Source organism: Actinomycetota bacterium (assembly GCA_035540895.1).
Lineage (GTDB): Bacteria > Actinomycetota > JAICYB01 > JAICYB01 > JAICYB01 > DATLFR01.
Map to the genome: position 1 here is coordinate 16819 of DATLFR010000026.1, position 18064 is coordinate 34882.

At 71.1% G+C, this 18064-nt stretch carries 19 protein-coding genes; 16 read left to right on the forward strand and 3 right to left on the reverse strand.

All coding sequences use genetic code 11. The annotated features are described in order from the left end of the window. Nucleotides 1-3 precede the first annotated feature (3 nt). The gene (locus VM840_01580) at nt 4-807 is read left to right on the forward strand and encodes a (Fe-S)-binding protein (GenBank protein ID HVL80266.1); all 804 of its coding nucleotides are present in this window, start codon (nt 4-6) and stop codon (nt 805-807) included. A 1-nt stretch (nt 808) separates the two neighbouring features. Here VM840_01580 and VM840_01585 read toward each other — a convergent pair whose 3' ends face one another. Beyond that, nucleotides 809-1282 (reverse strand): methylated-DNA--[protein]-cysteine S-methyltransferase, encoded by a 474-nt coding sequence (locus VM840_01585; protein HVL80267.1) that lies wholly within the window; start codon nt 1280-1282, stop codon nt 809-811. 245 nt (nt 1283-1527) lie between these two features. On the opposite strand from VM840_01585, the gene leuS reads away from it, so the two are divergent. The 5 genes from leuS (at nt 1528) to holA (ending at nt 8125) form a co-directional block, all read left to right on the forward strand. Then, nucleotides 1528-3984: a leucine--tRNA ligase gene (gene leuS / locus VM840_01590; protein ID HVL80268.1), complete on the forward strand. Its 2457-nt coding sequence runs from the start codon at nt 1528-1530 to the stop codon at nt 3982-3984. Nucleotides 3985-4056: 72 nt separating this feature from the next. Further along, on the forward strand, nt 4057-4179 hold the full coding sequence (locus tag VM840_01595; GenBank protein ID HVL80269.1) for a hypothetical protein: 123 nt from the start codon (nt 4057-4059) through the stop codon (nt 4177-4179). 106 nt (nt 4180-4285) lie between these two features. After that, nucleotides 4286-4876, forward strand: coding sequence for a helix-hairpin-helix domain-containing protein (locus VM840_01600; protein ID HVL80270.1), 591 nt, complete (start codon nt 4286-4288; stop codon nt 4874-4876). A 1-nt stretch (nt 4877) separates the two neighbouring features. Then, the gene (locus VM840_01605) at nt 4878-7139 is read left to right on the forward strand and encodes a ComEC/Rec2 family competence protein (protein HVL80271.1); all 2262 of its coding nucleotides are present in this window, start codon (nt 4878-4880) and stop codon (nt 7137-7139) included. Further along, complete coding sequence (gene holA / locus VM840_01610; protein ID HVL80272.1) at nt 7136-8125, forward strand: DNA polymerase III subunit delta; 990 nt, start codon at nt 7136-7138, stop codon at nt 8123-8125. Before VM840_01605 ends, holA begins: the two co-directional genes overlap by 4 nt. Here holA and VM840_01615 read toward each other — a convergent pair whose 3' ends face one another. After that, entirely contained in the window at nt 8126-8413 is a 288-nt protein-coding gene (locus VM840_01615) for a GYD domain-containing protein (protein ID HVL80273.1), read from the reverse strand. A gap of 82 nt (nt 8414-8495) precedes the next feature. Between VM840_01615 and VM840_01620 the strand changes: the two genes are divergently transcribed. Both VM840_01620 and VM840_01625 read left to right on the forward strand, forming a co-directional pair. After that, a complete protein-coding gene (locus VM840_01620; protein HVL80274.1) occupies nt 8496-9620 on the forward strand; it encodes an ATP-binding protein in 1125 nt (374 codons plus the stop codon). Further along, nucleotides 9617-10006 carry a response regulator gene (locus VM840_01625; protein HVL80275.1) on the forward strand — a complete coding sequence of 130 codons (390 nt, stop codon included), beginning with the start codon at nt 9617-9619 and terminating at the stop codon, nt 10004-10006. Before VM840_01620 ends, VM840_01625 begins: the two co-directional genes overlap by 4 nt. Here VM840_01625 and rpsT read toward each other — a convergent pair. Beyond that, nucleotides 10003-10257 carry a 30S ribosomal protein S20 gene (gene rpsT, locus VM840_01630; GenBank protein HVL80276.1) on the reverse strand — a complete coding sequence of 85 codons (255 nt, stop codon included), beginning with the start codon at nt 10255-10257 and terminating at the stop codon, nt 10003-10005. The genes VM840_01625 and rpsT overlap by 4 nt on opposite strands. Nucleotides 10258-10334: 77 nt before the next feature. Here rpsT and lepA point away from each other — a divergent pair, with 77 nt between their 5' ends. Genes lepA through VM840_01670 form a run of 8 tightly spaced genes read left to right on the forward strand, consistent with a single transcriptional unit; the run spans nt 10335 to nt 18057 of the window. After that, nucleotides 10335-12140 (forward strand): translation elongation factor 4, encoded by a 1806-nt coding sequence (gene lepA, locus VM840_01635; protein HVL80277.1) that lies wholly within the window; start codon nt 10335-10337, stop codon nt 12138-12140. Beyond that, the gene (gene hemW / locus VM840_01640) at nt 12137-13324 is read left to right on the forward strand and encodes a radical SAM family heme chaperone HemW (GenBank protein ID HVL80278.1); all 1188 of its coding nucleotides are present in this window, start codon (nt 12137-12139) and stop codon (nt 13322-13324) included. The genes lepA and hemW overlap by 4 nt, the downstream gene beginning before the upstream one ends. Nucleotides 13325-13353: 29 nt before the next feature. After that, complete coding sequence (hrcA, locus tag VM840_01645) at nt 13354-14373, forward strand: heat-inducible transcriptional repressor HrcA (protein HVL80279.1); 1020 nt, start codon at nt 13354-13356, stop codon at nt 14371-14373. A 10-nt stretch (nt 14374-14383) separates the two neighbouring features. Next, on the forward strand, nt 14384-15475 hold the full coding sequence (locus VM840_01650; GenBank protein ID HVL80280.1) for a J domain-containing protein: 1092 nt from the start codon (nt 14384-14386) through the stop codon (nt 15473-15475). After that, a complete protein-coding gene (locus VM840_01655; protein ID HVL80281.1) occupies nt 15472-16206 on the forward strand; it encodes an RsmE family RNA methyltransferase in 735 nt (244 codons plus the stop codon). The genes VM840_01650 and VM840_01655 overlap by 4 nt, the downstream gene beginning before the upstream one ends. Nucleotides 16207-16210: 4 nt before the next feature. Next, on the forward strand, nt 16211-16693 hold the full coding sequence (locus VM840_01660; GenBank protein ID HVL80282.1) for a helix-turn-helix transcriptional regulator: 483 nt from the start codon (nt 16211-16213) through the stop codon (nt 16691-16693). After that, entirely contained in the window at nt 16690-17034 is a 345-nt protein-coding gene (locus VM840_01665; protein ID HVL80283.1) for a histidine triad nucleotide-binding protein, read from the forward strand. Before VM840_01660 ends, VM840_01665 begins: the two co-directional genes overlap by 4 nt. Nucleotides 17035-17082: 48 nt before the next feature. Next, a complete protein-coding gene (locus tag VM840_01670) occupies nt 17083-18057 on the forward strand; it encodes a PhoH family protein (GenBank protein ID HVL80284.1) in 975 nt (324 codons plus the stop codon). Nucleotides 18058-18064 lie beyond the last annotated feature (7 nt).

Consider the following 18064-nt stretch of genomic DNA (forward strand, 5'->3'; position numbering starts at 1 on the left):
GTGGTGACCCCCGGTCTCGGCCGGCGCCTGATGCTCTCGGCCGTGAAGCGCCGATGGCGCCTGACGGCCGTCTCCCTCCCCCTGTGGTTCGCGCAGAAGGTGAGGCTGACCGGGGTTCTCCCGCGGCGGGTACGGGCCATCCCGCGCCTGCGTCTGGCCCACCTGCTGAACCGGATGTCCACGAACTACGTACCGGCCGAGGGGGTGCCGGAGCGACAGGTGGTGCTCTTCACCGGCTGCGTGACGGACGCCTGGTGGCGCGATGTCCACTGGGCGACGATCGCCGTGCTCTCTCGTCTGGGGTGGCGGGTCCGCGTCCCCTACGGTCAGGTCTGCTGCGGCGCGATCCACTCCCGTGCCGGCCGGCGCGGACAGGCCCGGAAGCTGGCGGCGCGCAACATCCTGCCGCTGGAACAGTTCGAAGGAAGCATCGTCATCGACGCGTCCCGGTGCGCCCAGTGGGTGAAGGGCTACGGCCAGCTGCTGGACGACCGGGAGCGGCCCGTCGCGGTGGCCGGCCGCGCCGCGGACGTCGCGGAGCTGATCACGCCGGACGACGTCCGGGCGCTCGACCCTCGCCCGCCGGACGGCCTACGCCGTGTCGCGTTGCACGACCCCACCGGGGGGGCGGTCCGGGCGCGCTCGCTGTTGCAGGCGGCCGGGTACGAGCTGATCGAGGGGGGTCACGTGGGGGCCGACGCGGTCGCCGTCGACGATCCCGGGTTCGAGCTGGCGGTCTCGGTGGAGCCGGGCGTCCCGCCCGTGTACCACCTCATGCAGCTGCTCGCGCTGGCCGCGCGCCGGTAGGTCAGGCCGTCGCGAGCGCCCCCTCCAGCTCGAGCAGCCTCTCCTTGCGATGGAGCCCTCCCCCGAACCCCACGAGGGAGCCGGAGGAGCCCACCACCCGGTGGCAGGGGACGACGATCCCGACCGGGTTCCGGTTGAGCGCCCCGCCCACCGCCCGGGCCGCCCTGGGCGCCCCGATGGCCTCGGCCACCTGCCCGTACGTCCGGACCTCGCCGTACGGTATGCGCGCGGTCTCGGCGAGGACGCGGCGGGTGAACCCGGTCGCCAGGCTGAGATCGAGCGGCAGGTCGAAGCTGGTCCGCTCTCCGGCGAAGTACTCGCCGAGCTGCTCGCGGACGTCGGTCAGCGCGTCGGGGTCGTGCACCCCGTCGAACGGCTCCCAGCCGAAGCTGAGCAGGCACACCCCGGCGTCGGTCCGGCCTGCCAGCAGCCGGCCTATGGGGGAGTCGATCAGGTCCCAGAAGATCGTGTCCATGGCACCTCCCGTGTCCGAGGCATCTTGCCACCCGGTCCCGACATGGTTTGCCCCTCTCCGCCGTTCGGGTACAGTCGTGTCCATGCACGGGACGGACGTCACCACGGATCACCGCCCGGCGGCTCGCGCCGCCGGTCCCCGCACGTCCTGTTTCCTTCCGTAGGCCCGCGGCTGTCACGCCCGGGCCGTCCTCGCACAACGACCAGCCGGGCTCCTGCACGCCCGGGAGCCGAAAGGACGAGCCGATGACGCGCTACGACTTCGCTGCGATCCAGGAGAAGTGGAAGGCCCGGTGGGAGTCGGACCGGGCCTGGTCGGCGCCGCGCCTGCCCGCGGGGGAGAAGCGCTACGTCCTGGAGATGTTCCCTTACCCCTCCGGCGACATGCACATGGGGCACGTCGAGAACTTCACGATCGGGGACGTCATCGCCCGCTACTGGACGAAGCGCGGGTACGACGTCCTGCACCCGTTCGGTTTCGACGCGTTCGGCCTGCCGGCCGAGAACGCGGCCATCAAGCGCGGCACGCCTCCTCGGGAGTGGACGTACGCCAACATCGAGCGGTTCACCGCCTCCTGCAAGACGCTGGCCTTCGCCTACGACTGGGACCGCAGCTTCGCCACCTGCGACCCGTCCTACTACCGGTGGAACCAGTGGCTGTTCCTGAAGCTGTTCGAGCGCGGGCTGGCCTACCGGGCGGAGGCGAAGGTGAACTGGTGCCCGTCCTGCCGCACGGTGCTGGCCAACGAGCAGCTGTCGGAGGGCGTGTGCTGGCGGTGCGGGTCGACCCCGCAGGTGCGTGACCTGGAGCAGTGGTTCTTCCGCACGACCGCCTACGCCCAGCGACTGCTGGACGACATGGACCAGCTGAGCTGGACGGACGCCGTCCTGACCATGCAGAGGAACTGGATAGGCCGCTCGGACGGCGCCGTCGTGAACTTCACGATCGCGCAGACGGGTGACACCGTCCCGATCTTCACCACGCGTCCGGACACGCTGTACGGCGCGACCTTCTTCGTCTTCGCCCCCGAGCATCCGATCGCCCACACCCTGGCCATGCGCGCCGGCAAGATCGCCAACTACGAGGCGTTCGTCGAGGAGGTCCGTCGGCAGAGCGACATCGACCGGATGGCGATGACGTCGCAGCGCCGCGCGTTCGACTTGGAGGCGACGGCCGTCAATCCGCTGAACGGCGAGGAGATCCCCGTCTTCGCGTCGGACTACGTGCTGATGGGTTACGGGACCGGCGCGATCATGGCCGTCCCCGCGCATGACCAGCGCGACTTCGAGTTCGCCCGGCAGTACGGCATCCCGATCAGGGTGGTCGTGCAGCCCGAAGACGCGGAGGTGCTGGACCCGGACACGATGGAGGAGGCCTACGAGGGGCAGGGCCACCTGGTGAACTCGGGTCCGTTCGACGGCAACCCCTCCTACGAGGCGAAGCGGCTGATCGGACTGCATCTGAAGAACCACACGCTGGGCTACCCCGACACCCAGTACCGCCTGCGCGACTGGCTGGTCTCCCGCCAGCGTTACTGGGGCACCCCGTTCCCGATCGTGCACTGCCCGTCCTGCGGCGTGGTGCCTGTGCCCGAGGAGCAGCTGCCGGTCGAGCTGCCCGAGGTCGTCGACTACCAGCCCACGGGCGACGCGGTCTCGCCCTTGGCCACGGCGACGGACTGGGTGAAGGTCGACTGCCCGACCTGTGGGGGCGAGGCGCGGAGGGAGACCGACACGATGGACACGTTCGTCGACTCCTCCTGGTACTTCCTGCGGTTCTGCGACGCCCGCAACGACGCAGCGCCGTTCGACCCGGAGACGGTGAACGCCTGGATGCCGGTCGAGCAGTACACGGGCGGGACCGACCACGCCGTCATGCACCTGATCTACGCGAGGTTCATCACCAAGTTCCTGAACGACATCGGACTGGTGGACGCGACGGAGCCGTTCATGCGCCTGCTGAACCAGGGGTGGATCACGAAGGGGGGCAAGGCGATGTCCAAGTCGCTGGGCAACGTCGTGGAGCCCGCCGAGGTGATCGAGCCGTACGGGGCGGACACCCTGCGCCTGCACATGATGTTCATCGGTCCCCCCGAGGCTCCCTACGACTGGCCGGAGGAGGGAGCCCAGGCGTGCATCGGCTCGTTCCGGTTCCTGGAGCGCGTCTGGCGCCTGGTCGTCGAGAACGCGGCCGAGCTGTCCGGGGCCGGGGAACCCTCCGGCTCGAGCGAGCTGCGCAAGCTGATCCACCGCAAGCTGGCCGTGATCACCGACGACTACGACCGCTACTCGTTCAACACGGCCGTCGCCCGCCTGATGGAGCTGCAGGCGGCGCTGACGAAGGCGGTCGGGACGGCTCCCGCGGCGGAGGTGCGCGAGGGCGTGGACGTCCTGCTGCACGGCCTGGCTCCCTTCTGTCCCTACGTCACCGAGGAGCTGTGGGAGCGGCTGGGCGGCACGGGCTCCATACACAAGGCGGCCTGGCCCGAGGTGGACCGGGACCTGGCCCGCGTGGAGCGGGTGACGATGGTCGTCCAGGTCGACTCGAAGGTGCGGGACCGCATCGAGGTCGACGCCGGGATCGGTGAGCAGGACGCGGTCGCCCTGGCCCTGGCGTCGGAGAACGTGCGCCGCCACCTGCCGGGGGAGCCAGCGAAGGTGATCGCCCGCCCCCCGCGCCTGGTGAACCTGTTGACCGGCTAGCGGACCGGGGCGGCGGCGTCCAGGGCGGGAGCCATTGGACGTCGCTACCTCGTTCTAGGATGCTGTCAGCCTATGGGCAAGGGCGACAGAGCATGGAACCGCTGGCGGAAGGACCGTCAGCGAGACAAGAAGGAACGCGAGAAGCGGCAGGCGGCCGAGCGCGGCAAGGCGCGCAAGGCGGCCGGCAAGAAGTGACCCGGGGCGGGTAGACCGCTCCGTTCTTCCCCAGGTCCCGCTTCCCCCCGGCTCCCGCATGCGCGGGAACCGTGGTCCGCCTTCCCCCGAAAGGGAGGAGGCTCGCGTGGGAGACGATCTGGAGACGAAGGCCGGCCGCAAGGTCCTGGTGGGGGTCACGGTCCTGGCGCTGGTGGGTCTCGTCGGCGGCTGGGGGGTGGCGCAGCGCGGGCGTCCGGAGCCGGTGCGCGTGGCCGCCGAGGCCGCCCCGTCCGTCCCGGGAGGCACCCCCGGCGGTCTGTACGTCCACGTAGCGGGCGCGGTGGCCTCGCCCGGGCTCTACCGGCTGGAGAGGGACGCGCGGGTGCACGACGCGATCACCGCGGCCGGGGGTGCGCGGGAGGACGCCGATCTCGACGGCCTCAACCTGGCCTCGAAGGTGCGTGACGGCGACAAGGTCGTCGTCGCCGTGAAGGGTGCCGGCCCGGCCCCGGCGAACCCGAACCCGCCCGCCGGGGCAGCCGCCGGCAAGGTGAACCTGAACACGGCCTCCGCCGCCGAGCTCGAGACGCTGCCCGGCGTGGGACCGGCGACCGCCAAGAAGATCATCGACTACCGGACCGCCAACGGGGGCTTCCGGACGACGAAGGACCTGCAGAAGGTCTCCGGCATCGGGCCGAAGAGGTTCGAGGCGATCGCCGACCTCGTCACGGTGTGACGTGGACACGCGGCTGCTCGTCGCCGCGGCGATATCCGTCGCGGCCGGGGTCTCCGCCGGCGCGAACCGACCCACCTGGGCGGTGCCCCTCACGGCCGCCGCCCTGTGGACCCTGGGCGCCGCGTGTGTCGTGGGGTTGAGCCGCCGCCTCCCGTGGGCCGCGGTCGTCCTCGCGCTGGCCGGCGTCGCGCTGTGTGGCGCGGCGGACTCGGCGTGGCGGGCGGCCGCGGACCGCCAACGGGTCCTGCCTCGATCGGTCGGTGACGAGGTTGAGGTGTGCGGGACCGCCGCGTCGCGGAGGCCGCGGTCGGTGCAGGTGGAGGCGGAGGGGATCCGGACGCGGGGGGGCGCATGGACGGTGCGGGAGCCGGTCCGGATCACGGGTGGCGACGCGACATCGCTGCGTCCGGGCTCCCGCATCTGCGCCCGCGGCGTGGTGGTGCCGGCCCGTCCCGGCCGGGTCGAGCCGCCCCTGCTCGCCGCGGAGCGGGTGACGGTCGCCGGGGTCGGGAGCCCGGTGCGTCACGCCGCGGCGACCGTCCGGGACGCCTTCCGCCGTGCGGCGACCCGGGCCCTCCCGGATAGGCAGGCCGGTCTCCTGCTCGGCATGACGGACGGCGACGTCGAGCTCCTCGACGAGGCGACGGTGGAGGCGTTCCGGACCACCGGGCTGGCCCACCTCGTGGCCGTCTCGGGCTCCAACGTGGCCGTCGTCCTGGCGATCGTCCTCCTGGCCTGCAGATGGCTGGCCCCCCGGTCCCGGTGGCTGCGCGTGGCCATCGCCCTGCCGCCCCTCGTGTTCTTCGCCTTCCTCACCTCGCTCGAAGCGTCGGTCCTGCGGGCCACCGTCACGGCGGGGATCGTCCTGGCCGTGACCGCGGCCGGCCGGGCCGCGGACGCGTTGCGCGCGGCCTGCGTCGCGTTCTGTGTGCTCGTCCTGGCCGACCCCTCCCTGCTGTCGCACCCTGGGTTCCAGCTGTCGTTCGCGGCGACCCTGGGGCTGATCTCGTGGTCGGGGCCGCTGAGCGCGCGCCTGACCCGGCTGTGGCCCGGGCCCCCTCCCGCGGGCGTCAAGGCCGCAGCGGTCGCGGTTGCGACGACGGTCTCCGCCCAGGTCGCCGTCGCTCCGCTCCTGGCCCTGCACTTCGGTCGGCTCCCCGCGGCGGGCGGGTTGGCCAACCTCGTGGTCGCCCCGTTGGCCGGGGTCGTGATGGTCGGCGGCATGACCACGCTCGCCCTCGCCGCCACGTGGGGCGCGCTGGCCTGGGCACCGGCGACGCTGCGAGTCCTGCTCGACGCGATCCTGTGGGTCGCCCGGACCTTCGCCGCCCTCCCGGGCGCGAGCGTCCGCGCCGACGTGGTTGGAGCCCTCACCCTCGTCGGACTGCTCGTATGGCTGGTGGCCAAGCACCCCCGGATCAGGATCGGGGCCCTCGCGGTGGCGGTCGCGTGCGGTGGAGCGAGCATCGGGACGTCGGCAGCGAACCGGGCCATAGCCTGCGACGGTCCCCAGATCCTGGGACTGGACATCGGCGGGACCGCCGTCCTGCTGAAGGCGTCGGGACGGTCCGTGCTCTACGACGGGGGACCGTCCGGACGCGGGATCGTCGACCTCCTGCGCGATCACGGCGTGTCGCACCTGGACGTCGTCGTCTCGTCGCACCCGCACGCCGACCACACCCAGGGACTCGTCGAGGTGGTCCGCAGGATCGAGGTCGGCAAGGTGGTCGGACCGCCCAACATCGCGTGGGGACCGGGGGCCGAGCTCGTGTCGGCTGCGCGGGAGCGGGGTGTTGCGGTCGAGGTGGCCGGGGCGGGCGACGAGCTCGCCATCGCACCCGACCTGCGCCTGGTCGTGCTGGCTCCCGAGAGGGAGCCTCCTCCCGACGAACCCTCCGACCACGCGATAGGACTGCTCAACCTGGTGATCCGGGCCCAGGTCGGGTCGACCTCGATCGTCCTGCCGGGGGACGCCAACGGAGAGGCCCAGGCGGCGGTCGCATCCGCCGACCCCGACTCCCTGCGGTCTCCCGTCCTGCTCGCGGTCCACCACGGCTCGGCCGACCTCGAACCGACCTTCGTCGACGCCGTCGCGGCCGGGATCACCCTCGTCACGGTGGACCCGGACAACCGGTACGGGCACCCCCGGGAGGTCGCCCTGCGGATGTACTCTGCGCACGGCACGGTCCTTCGAACGGACACCCAGGGGACCCTCAGCGTCTGCGTGCGCCCGGGAGGGTTGGAGGTGACGACCACCAGGTGATCGAGTACGTGTGGGCTCAGGACCCCTGGCTCGCCGTCCAGCACGTCGAGCGCGCCACCACCGATCCTTCCGCCGAGGTGATCCACCTCCGGGCGGAGCCGTCCGAGGTGCCCGGGCTCGTCGAGGCCATGTCCGCCCCCTCGCTCTTCGCCCCGCAGCGCGTCGTGGTGGTCCGGGACGGGGAGCGGCTGAGCGCGAAGGGGGTCGCGTGGCTGGGGGAGACCCTCCGGGGGCCGAACGTGGCCGACCTGCTCGTCGTGATCGCCGTCGCCGACCGGATCCCGTCCGCCCTCACGAAGACGATGCAGGCCGTAGGGAAGGTCCACCGGCTCGAGCGTCCGAAGCGGGGCGAGCTCGTGGCGTGGGTCCAGCGGCGGTTGCAGTCCGCCGGGCTCAAGCCGGCCAAGGACGTGGCTCCCACCCTGATCGAGCTGGTGGGAGGGGCCTCCCTGGGAGACCTGGCCGGCGCGATCGACCAGCTCGCGCTGCGCAAGCCCGGCTCCCAGATCGCTCGCGACGACGTCCTCAAGCAGTTCGGTCGTACGGCGGAGCAGCCGGTCTGGGCGCTCTTCGACGCCCTCCTGGCACACGACCGTCCCCGCTCGTTCGGCGTCCTCGAGCAGCTCCTGGATCAGGGCGAGGACGCGATGGCCATCCTGTTCGCGCTCGTCTCCCAGGTCCGGTACCTGCTCAAGGCCAGGAGCGCCATCGAGCGGGGAGCGGCGGGGTCGGACTCCCAGCTGGCCTCGGCGCTCGGGGTGTCACCGGGCCGGGCCGGTGTCCTCCGCCGTCAGGCTTCGCGCGCCTCCTGGGAGTGGCTGCTGCACTGCCACTCGCTCTTCGCCCAGGCCGATGTCGACCTGAAGGGAGGGGAGACGTTCGGCCGGTACGAGGGAACGGCGCTCCCGCCGCGCATCGTCCTGGAGCGCGTCGTGGCGGCGGTGATCGAGGGAGCCGAGCGGACGCCGTCGCCCGCTCTGCGCTAGCTAGCCGCGGAGCCCCTCGATGAAGTCGTCGATCGGGATGGCGGAGAGGGTCTGGATCCGGACCGTGCCCCGCGCCCCGAGGTTCACCGAGAGCTTCGCCACCGTCTTGGAGTCCGGCGCCTCGATGATGGTCAGGAAGTCGAACGGGCCGAGGACCGCATACTGGGCCACCACGTGGCACCCCATCCGCTCGACCTCCTCGTTCACCTCGCGCAGGCGGTCGGGCCGCTCCTTCAACGTCTCCAGGCCGCCGGGGTTCAGGCTGGACAGAAGGACGTAGTTCGGCATCGGGTGGCTCCCTTGGCGTCGGATATCCTGCGCCGAGTCTGTCCGGATCCCCGGTCCGGCACAACCGCGGTACCGTACTGCCGTGCAACTCGTCACCCCGCGCGAGCGCGACCTGATCGCGCAGGCCGCCCCCGTGCTGCTCCCCCGCATGGACGCGCTGGCGGGGGAGTGGCGGGCGACGGTCGGGACGGGGTTCCCGGCCGATCTGGGAGACATCCTCCGCTCGGCCCTGACCGACGGCCTGGACGCCGGGCTCGACGGGCTGCGCGGAGCAGCCGCCGATCTGATCGCCCGCCGGGTCGGCCTCGAGGACGTGGTGGGTGCCGTCCTCACCCTCGAAGAGGGCGTGAACCGCTGCCTCGCCCGGCACGCGATCGAGGAGGTCTTCACGACCTCGGCGGCCTTCGCCCGCTTCCTCCACGAGCTGGTCCTGCTCGTGGCCGAGGGCTACTCGTCGGCCTACCGACGTGCGCTCGACGACGAGCGACGCGGCGCGGCCGAGGCCGACCGCCTCAAGACGGAGCTGATCTCGATGATCAGCCACGACCTCAAGACCCCGCTCACCACGATCGAGGCGTGCGCCGAGTCGATGCTGAAGGCCGACGACCTCCCCCCCGACCAGTCGAAGCGGTTCCTCGAGATGATCCTGCGCAACGCCGAACGCCTAACGAGGCTCATCACACGGATCGTCGACGTCTCGCGGATCGAGGCCCGGGCGGTAGAGCTCGTCCTCGTCCCGCTCGACCTGGTCCGGCTCGTCTCCCGGATCGCCGATTCCATCCTTCCGTCGGCCTCGCTACGCCTGGACCTGCCGGAGGACCTCCCCCTGGTCCTGGCCGACCGGGACGCCATGGAGCGCGTGGTGGTGAACCTGATCGACAACGCGGTCCGGTTCTCGCCGCCCGGGGAGCCCGTCGTCGTTCACGCGCACGCGGACGCGACCCACGTCGAGCTGCGGATAGTCGACCTCGGCCCGGGGATACCTCCGGACCGCCGGGCCGGCCTCTTCTCGAAGTTCTTCCAGGTCGACCCCTCGGACAGCGCCCGGCGCTCCGGATCGGGCCTGGGCCTCGCCATCGTCCGTGGCCTGGCCGAGGCGATGGGAGGCGACGCCGGCTACGTGCCGAACAAGCCGTCGGGGTCGATCTTCTGGGTGCGCATCCCGGCCGTCCGCCGGACGGCTCCCGCCCGAGGGGGGGTCGCGTGACGGAGCAGTCCACCGTGCTGATCGTCGACGACGAGGCGGACGTCCGGGAGGTGCTGGCCTTCTGGCTACGCCGGGAGGGGTTCCGCGTCCTGGTGGCCGAGGAGTCGGCCGAGGGGATCGCGGTGGCTCAGAGCGAGGGGCCGGACATCATCCTGCTCGACGTGATGATGCCGGGCATCAGCGGCTGGGAGGTGCTCGAGAGGCTGAAGGACGACGACCGGACACGCCGGATCCCGGTCGTGATGTGCACGATCCTGGTCGAGCCTCGCTTCCTGGCCCGGGCGACCGAGCTCGGCGCGGCGGGGTACATCGGGAAGCCCTTCAAGCCGGAGGCCGTGGTCAAGACGATCCGCGGCACGCTCGAGGCCGCGGGCGACCCAGGCTAGCTCGACGCCTTCTGGAGCGCCTTGGCGAGGCGGGACTTCTTGCGAGCGGCCTTGTTCGGGTGGATGACACCCTTCCCCGCCGCCTTGTCCAGCTCGCGCTGCATGAGCTTCAGCTGCTCGACTCCCTCGTCACCGGTCGTCGAGCGCGTGCGCTTCTCGAGAGTCTTCAGCGCGGAGCGGACCGACTTGTTACGCTGCCGGCGCCGCTCGGTCTGGCGCTGGCGCTTGAGGACCGTCCTGGACCTGGGCATCTGAGTACCTCGCTGATGTTTCCGGGATGTGGCTCTCGCGTGCGCACGAGCGCGGCAAGTCTACCATGGGAAGCCCGATGACCGATCCAGCACTCATCCGCAACATCTGCACGGTCGCCCACATCGACCACGGCAAATCGACCCTGGCCGACCGGATGATGGAGCGCACCGGGCTCATAAAGCCGGGCGCCCACGACTCCCAGTTCCTCGACCGCATGGACCTCGAGAAGGAACGCGGGATCACCATCAAGGCGGCGGCCGTCCGGATGACCTACGCCGCGCAGGACGGGAAGACCTACGTCTTCAACCTGATCGACACGCCCGGCCACGTCGACTTCTCCTACGAGGTGTCCCGGGCGCTCGAGGCCTGTGAGGGAGCGCTGCTGCTCGTGGACGCCACCCAGGGCGTGGAGGCGCAGACGATAGCCAACCTGTACCTGGCCATCGAGGCCGGACTCGACATCATCCCGGTCATCAACAAGTGCGACCTGGCGGGAGCCGACCCCGACCGCGTCGAGGAGGAGATCTACCACCTGCTCGGCGGTGTCGAGGAGGGCGTCCTGCGGATCTCGGCCAAGACCGGGCTCGGCGTCGACGAGGTCCTCGAGGCGGTCGTGCAGCGGGTCTCGCCACCGAAGGTCGACCCGTCCGACCACCACGTCCGCGGGCTGATCTTCGACTCGATGTACGACCCCTTCCGGGGCGTCATCACCTACGTGCGGATGATGTCCGGCACGCTGGCGGACCGGTCCGAGATCCGGATGATGGCCACGCGCTACGCCACCGACATCACCGAGCTCGGGGTGCTGGCGCCGGACCCGACTCCGACCGACGCGCTGGGGCCCGGCGAGTCCGGGTACGTCATCACGGGGATCAAGGACGTCCGCCAGGCCCGGGTGGGGGACACCATCACCCTGGCCGCCGACCCCGCCCCCGATGCGGTGCCCGGCTTCCGGGAGCCCAAGCCCATGGTGTGGACGGGTCTGTACCCCGAGGAGGGTGAGTACGAGGAGCTCCGCGACGCCCTCGAGAAGCTCACCCTCAACGACGCGGGCTTCGTCTTCGAGCCGGAGTCGAGCCACGCGCTCGGGTTCGGGTTCCGATGCGGGTTCCTCGGTCTGCTCCACATGGAGATCGCCACCGAGCGACTCTTCCGCGAGTTCGGGCTCGACCTGATCGTGACGGCCCCCACCGTGAGCTACCAGATCGAGCTGACCGACGGGTCCTCGCTGTCGATCCATTCGCCCGCCGACATGCCCGATCCCTCGCGCATCGAGAGGATCCTCGAGCCGTTCGTGCGCGCGATGATCATCGTCCCGTCCGAGTACGTGGGACAGGTCATGGAGGTCTGCCAGTCCAAGCGCGGACTGCAGAGCCGCATGGACTACATCTCGACCGACCGTGTCGAGCTGATCTACGAGATGCCGCTGTCCGAGATCATCTTCGACTTCTTCGACCAGCTGAAGTCGCGCACCCGCGGTTACGCGTCCCTCGACTACGAGCCGATCGAGTACCGGGAGTCGAAGATGGTGCGCGTGGACCTGCTCGTGCACGGCCAGCCGGTGGACGCCTTCAGCTCGATCGTCCACCACGAGCGCGCGTACTCGTGGGGTCGCGCGATGACGCACCGTCTCCAGGAGCTGATCCCCCGCCAGATGTTCGACATCGCCGTGCAGGCCGCCATCGGGTCGAAGATCATCGCGCGGGAGACGGTGAAGGCGAAGCGCAAGGACGTGCTCTCGAAATGCTACGGCGGCGACGTGACCCGCAAGCGCAAGCTGCTCGAGCAGCAGAAGAAGGGCAAGAAGAAGATGAAGATGCTCGGGCAGGTCGAGGTCCCCCAGGACGTCTTCATCAAGGCGCTGAGGGTGGAGGAGAAGTGAGCACGCTCGCGGCTCCCGCGCTCCCGCGGCCGCGCGAGGTGCTCGGCGAGTTCGGGATCTACGTCCACGTCCCTTTCTGCTCCCACCGGTGCGGCTACTGCGACTTCAATGCCTATGCCGGCCTGGACGAGGCGATCCCCTCATACATGGAGGCGCTCGCGCTCGACGCCCGGACGGCCGCGTCGTCTCCCGTGCCGATCGACGAGCGCCCGGTGGTGACCAGCATCTTCGTGGGAGGCGGCACCCCCTCGCTGGTCCCCGCCGCGTCGCTGGCCGCGGTCCTCCACGCTATCCGCGAGACCTGGCCGGTGGCGCCGGATTGCGAGATCACCTGCGAGGCGAACCCCGAGAGCGCGACCCCCGAGCTGCTGCGCGCGTGGCGGGAGGCCGGAGTGAACAGGGTGAGCTTCGGGGTCCAGTCGCTGGACGACCGGCTCCTGGGCGCGCTCGGCCGCGTCCACGACGCCGCGACCGCCGTCAGCGCGTTGCTGAGTGCGATGGAAGTCTTCGACCGCGTATCGGCCGACCTCATCCTCGGCATCCCCGGAGAGGACGACGAGACGTGGGAGGCGGGGGTCCGGGCGCTGGTCGGTCTCGGGCTGCGCCACCTGTCCTGCTACGGGCTCACGTACGAGGAGGGGACCCCGCTCCACTCCTGGAAGCGGCTGGGGAAGGTGGTGCCCGTACCCGATGACGACGTCGCCCGCCGCTGGGAGACCGCCGACGAGGTACTCAGCCGGGCCGGGTTGGGTCGTTACGAGATCTCGAACTGGGCGGTCCCCGGGGAGCACAGCCGGCACAACGACCTCTACTGGAGGTGCGGGGAGTACCTGGGCATCGGCGCCGGCGCCCACAGCCACCTGGACGGGGTCCGATCTTGGACGGTGAAGGGTCCGGACCGCTACGCCCGCGGCGTCCGGGAGGGGACGTCCGTAGCGGGATCCGAGACGATCGACGCCGCGGGACGCGCCACCGAGGTCATGTTCTGCGGCCTGCGCCGGAGCGACGGCGTCTCGGCGGACGCGTTCAGGTCGCTGACGGGGGTCGACCTCGAGGCCAGCTTCCGGCCCGAACTCGACCGGTGCGCAGCGGCGGGGCTGCTCGAGTGGGACGGGAGCCGCGCTCGACTCACGCGCCGGGGCACCCTCCTCGCGAACGAGGTGCTCACCGCGTTCCTGGGGTGATTGGCACTCTGCGTGCTAGAGTGCCAACCATGGAGCACGGCCCCCAGGACAGGCCCCTCGACGAGCGCAAGGAGCGCATCCTGCGCCAGATCGTCGAGTCGTACGTCGCCGACGGGGAGCCCGTCGGCTCGAAGGCGATCGCCGACTCCCGCGACCTCGGGGTCAGCTCGGCCACGGTCCGCAACGAGATGGGGATCCTCGAGCGCGAGGGCTACATATCGCAGCCCCACACGTCCGCCGGCCGGGTCCCGACCGACAAGGGGTACCGGTACTACGTGGACGCGCTGGCTCCCCACGCCGGGACCGACCCGGACCGGCGGCGCGAGATCGAGGGCCTGCTGGGCGGCGCCCTGTCCGCGCTCGATGAGCTCCTCATGAAGGCGTCGCAGCTGCTCTCCGACATGACGAACTACACGTCTCTCGCGTCCATGCCTCCGGTGGAGGAGGCCCGCCTGCGCCATGTCCAGCTCGTCCCGCTGGGCGGCGCCCGGGTCTTCTGCATCTTCGTGGGAGAGGCCGGGTGGCACGCCGAGAGGCTCCTGGAGCTGGCGACCGAGCCGTCGGAAGACGTGCTGCGCCGGTCGGGCGAGGCCGTCACGCGGACGGCCAGCGGCCACGCGCCTCTCGAGGCGGCTTCGCTGCTCGAGGCGATCTCGGGTGACGAGGAGATCGTCACGGTGGCCCGCGCGGTCGCGGTGGCGCTCCGCTCCATAGCCGCCTCGTCCGGGCGGGTCATCACCGGCGGGGCCTCCCGTCTCGTTATCTGGGAACCGGCTCCCGTCGCCCAGCGGGTCCTCGAGATGCTCGAGGAGGGGGAGCCGCTGCTCCCCGACCCGGCTCCCGAGGGCGTCGCCGTGCGGATCGGACGGGAGCTCGCGCTCGAGGACTACCACGACCTCAGCCTGATCGCGGCCGGGTACAGGTTCGGCCGCCAGGCGGGCGCGCTGGGTGTGCTGGGGCCGACCCGCATGCCGTACCCCTCGGTGATATCCGCGGTGGCAGACGTGGCGCAGTCGCTGTCGCAGGCCCTGCGCCGCCTCGAGGACTAGCCTGATGCCGATGGCGACCGACTTCTACGAGGTGCTGGGTGTCGCGCCGGACGCCGGCGAGGACGAGATCAAGCGGGCCTTCCGGTCGCTCGCGCGCCGCTACCACCCGGACGCGAACGGCGGGGATCCGGAGGCCGCCGAGCGCTACAAGCAGATCTCGGAGGCGTACTCGATCCTGTCCGACCCCCGCAAGCGACGCGAGTACGACGCGCAGCGCATGGGGGCCGGCATGTTCGGAACCACGATCGAGGATCTCTTCGACAGCTTCTTCGGGGGAGCCGGGGTCGGCCGGCGCGCGGGCCCTCAGTCGCGCGTCCAGGCCGGGGAGACGATCGGGATCACCCTCGAGATCGACTTCGCGGACGCCGTCTTCGGCGTGGAGAGGACCCTCACCCTGCGCCGGCACGAACCCTGCGAGCGGTGCTCGAACAGCGGGTGCGAACCCGGCACGCAGCCGGACCTCTGCCAGGCGTGCAACGGCACCGGACAGCTCCAGCAGGTCCGACAGTCGCTGCTCGGACAGATGGTCACCGCCTACCCGTGCGCCGCCTGCGGACAGACCGGCTGGACGATCCCGGACCCGTGCCGGGACTGCCGCGGAGCCGGACGCGTCCCGCGGGAGGTGGACGTCCCGCTGCGGATCCCGGCGGGGCTCGAGACGAACGACCAGCTGAGGGTGCGAGGCGAGGGACACTCCGGGTTCGCGGGCGGTCCTCGAGGCGACCTGATCGCGCGGGTGGCGGTCCGTCCCGACGAGCGGTTCGAGCGGTCCGGAGACGACATCGTGACGTGGGTCGAGGTGCCAATGACCACCGCGGCGCTCGGCGGGTCCGTACGGTTCGAGTCGTTGGACGGTCCGGAGGAGGTGGAGATCCCGAAGGGCACCCAGTCCGGCACCACCTTCCGCGTCCGCGGACGGGGGATGCCCCGGGGGCGGGGCCGCGGCGACCTGCTCGTGCGCGCGCACGTCGCGACCCCGACCGACCTGACCGGCGAGCAGGCCCGGCTGCTGGAGCAGCTGGCCGAGCTGAGAGGCGAGGCGGGACACGCTCCGAAGGGGATCCTGGCCTCCCTGCGCCGCGCCCTCGGCATGGAGGAATGACCGCCGGGCGGCATCACTTCTTCACGCAGCCGGACCTGATCGGCGAGCAGAGCCTCGTGCTGCGGGGTCCGGACGCGCACCACGCGAAGGTGCTGCGGCTGGGGGTCGGGGAGACCATCTCGGTGGCGGATGGCACCGGCCGCGTCGTCGACGCTGTCGTGACGCGCGCCGGGTCCGACGAGGTGGAGGCGCGGGTGGTGCTCGTCCACGAGCTGCGTCCCCACCGGCCCGTCCTGGTCCTGTGGCAGGCCCTCGTGAAGAGGGAGTCCATGGACGAGGTCGTCCAGAAGGCCGTCGAGGTAGGGGCGCGCCGGGTCGTGCCGTTCGCGGCCGAGCGCAGCATCGTCCGCTGGGACGCGGAGAAGCGGGAACGACTCCGGGACCGATGGGAGCAGGTCGCGCTCGCCGCCGCGAAGCAGTCGCGCTCCCCGTGGCTGACCGTGGTGGACCCGGTGGAGGACGGATTGTCCGCCGTCGAGGACGACGCCGGGCCCATCCTCGTCCTGCACGAGAGGGCCGAGACCCATTTCCGGGACGCGCTCCCGGCCGCTCTCCCTCACACGGTCACGATCGTGATCGGGCCGGAGGGAGGCCTGACCGACGACGAGGTGGATGCGGTCACCGGACGTGGCGGGACGGCGGTGACGCTGGGGGACCGGATACTGCGCACCGAGACCGCCGGGGCGATCGGGCTCGCGCTCGCCTCCTATGCGTACGGCGTCATGGGGTGACACGATGGAGCGCGTGTCCGAGAACGGGTTCAACGAGCGGCTGGGCGACCACCTTCGCCGGCTGCGCAGACAGAAGGGGTTGTCCCTGCTCGACGTGGAGGCCGCGTCGGCGAAGGAGTTCAAGTCGTCGGTGCTGGGAGCCTACGAGCGGGGCGAGCGAGCCATCTCGGCGGCCAGGCTGGCCAGGCTCGCCGAGCTGTACCGGCTCCCGCTGAAGGCGATGATCCCTTCGGACGGGGGCCCGGCTCCCGCCGCGGCGACCTCGGGCATCGCGCTCGACCCCGGACGGCTCGACGCGTCGGACGTCCCGGAGGCACGCGCGGTCGCCAGGTACGTGCGGCAGGTGCAGGCCATGCGACAGGAGTGGACCCAGGGACCGGTGATCGCGCTGCGGGCGACGGACGTCCGCGCCCTGGCCGCCGCGCTGGACCGCACCCCGGAGGAACTGGTGAGACGTCTGGACGAGCTGGGGGTGAGGGTCGGATGAGCGACTGCCTGTTCTGCCGGATCGTGGCGGGGGAGATACCCGCAGACGTGGTGTGGGAGTCGGAGCACGCGCTGGCCTTCCGAGACATCAACCCGCAGGCGCCGACGCACGTGCAGGTCATCCCGCGCAAGCACGTGCCGCGCATCGCCGACTTCGACGCGCAGGCCGACCGGGAGTGGCTGTCCGACCTGTTCGAGGGAGCCACCCAGGTCGCCCGCCAGGAGGGGCTCGGGGAGGGGTTCCGCCTCGTGATCAACAACGGGGCGATGGCCGGGCAGAGCGTCATGCACGTCCACCTGCACGTGCTGGGCGGCCGCCCGCTGGGGTGGCCCCCGGGTTAGGTCGTCCGTTCCCGTCGGTATGATGCGCCCAAGGAGAACGCCAACCAGGTGTCGAGCCAACTGAAGATCCTCGTCCCCGAGACGACCCACGTCGTCGAGCTGGTGGGGGAGCGCGACGAGCACCTCAAGCTGATCGAGGACGCGTTCGCCTCCGACATCCTCGTCCGCGGCAACGAGATCACCGTCACCGGGGACGACGAAGAGGCGCAGAAGGTCGTCTCGGTCTTCCAGGAGCTCATCACGCTCCTGGGCAAGGGGACCGTCCTCACCGCCGACTCGGTGGGCCGGGCGGTGGCCATGGTCAAGTCCGACAGCGACCAGAAGCCGTCGGACGTGCTCGGGGAGACCCTCCTCGTCACCCGCGGGCGGGCCATCCGGCCCAAGACCGCCGGCCAGAAGCGCTACCTCGACGCGATCCGCGACAACACGGTCGTCTTCGGGGTCGGTCCGGCCGGGACCGGGAAGACCTACCTGGCCGTCGCGGCCGCCGTCCGGGCGCTGCGCGACAAGGAGGTCACCCGCATCATCCTGACCCGTCCCGCCGTCGAGGCCGGGGAGCGGCTCGGGTTCCTGCCCGGCGACATCGCGCAGAAGGTCGACCCTTACCTCAAGCCCCTGTACGACGCGCTGTTCGAGATGCTCGAGGCCGAGCACTTCGCGCGGCTGATGGAGCGGGGGACGATCGAGGTGGCGCCGCTGGCCTTCATGCGAGGCCGGACCCTCAACTCCTCGTTCATCATCATGGACGAGGCCCAGAACACCACCCCCGAGCAGATGAAGATGCTGCTCACCCGCATCGGGCTCCAGTCCAAGGCCGTCGTCACCGGCGACATCACGCAGATCGACCTCCCGGAGGGACAGACCAGCGGCCTGGTCGTCGTCGAGAAGATCCTCTCGGGGATAAAGGGGGTCGAGTTCGTGCACCTCGACGCCTTCGACGTCGTGCGGCACCGCATCGTCCAGCAGATCGTCGAGGCGTACGGTCGCTACGACGAGTCGAAGAGGAACGCCTCCAACAGATGAGCGACGA

Bases quoted from the DNA above. Each gene is read 5' to 3' on its own strand.
- leuS (HVL80268.1), top strand. From the start codon at position 1,528: ATGACGCGCTACGACTTCGCTGCGATCCAGGAGAAGTGGAAGGCCCGG.
- VM840_01650 (HVL80280.1), top strand. From the start codon at position 14,384: ATGGCGACCGACTTCTACGAGGTGCTGGGTGTCGCGCCGGACGCCGGC.
- rpsT (HVL80276.1), bottom strand. From the start codon at position 10,257: ATGCCCAGGTCCAGGACGGTCCTCAAGCGCCAGCGCCAGACCGAGCGG.
- VM840_01615 (HVL80273.1), bottom strand. From the start codon at position 8,413: ATGCCGAACTACGTCCTTCTGTCCAGCCTGAACCCCGGCGGCCTGGAG.
- VM840_01595 (HVL80269.1), top strand. From the start codon at position 4,057: ATGGGCAAGGGCGACAGAGCATGGAACCGCTGGCGGAAGGACCGTCAG.
- VM840_01660 (HVL80282.1), top strand. From the start codon at position 16,211: ATGGAGCGCGTGTCCGAGAACGGGTTCAACGAGCGGCTGGGCGACCAC.
- VM840_01585 (HVL80267.1), bottom strand. From the start codon at position 1,282: ATGGACACGATCTTCTGGGACCTGATCGACTCCCCCATAGGCCGGCTG.
- hrcA (HVL80279.1), top strand. From the start codon at position 13,354: ATGGAGCACGGCCCCCAGGACAGGCCCCTCGACGAGCGCAAGGAGCGC.
- VM840_01655 (HVL80281.1), top strand. From the start codon at position 15,472: ATGACCGCCGGGCGGCATCACTTCTTCACGCAGCCGGACCTGATCGGC.
- VM840_01665 (HVL80283.1), top strand. From the start codon at position 16,690: ATGAGCGACTGCCTGTTCTGCCGGATCGTGGCGGGGGAGATACCCGCA.
- lepA (HVL80277.1), top strand. From the start codon at position 10,335: ATGACCGATCCAGCACTCATCCGCAACATCTGCACGGTCGCCCACATC.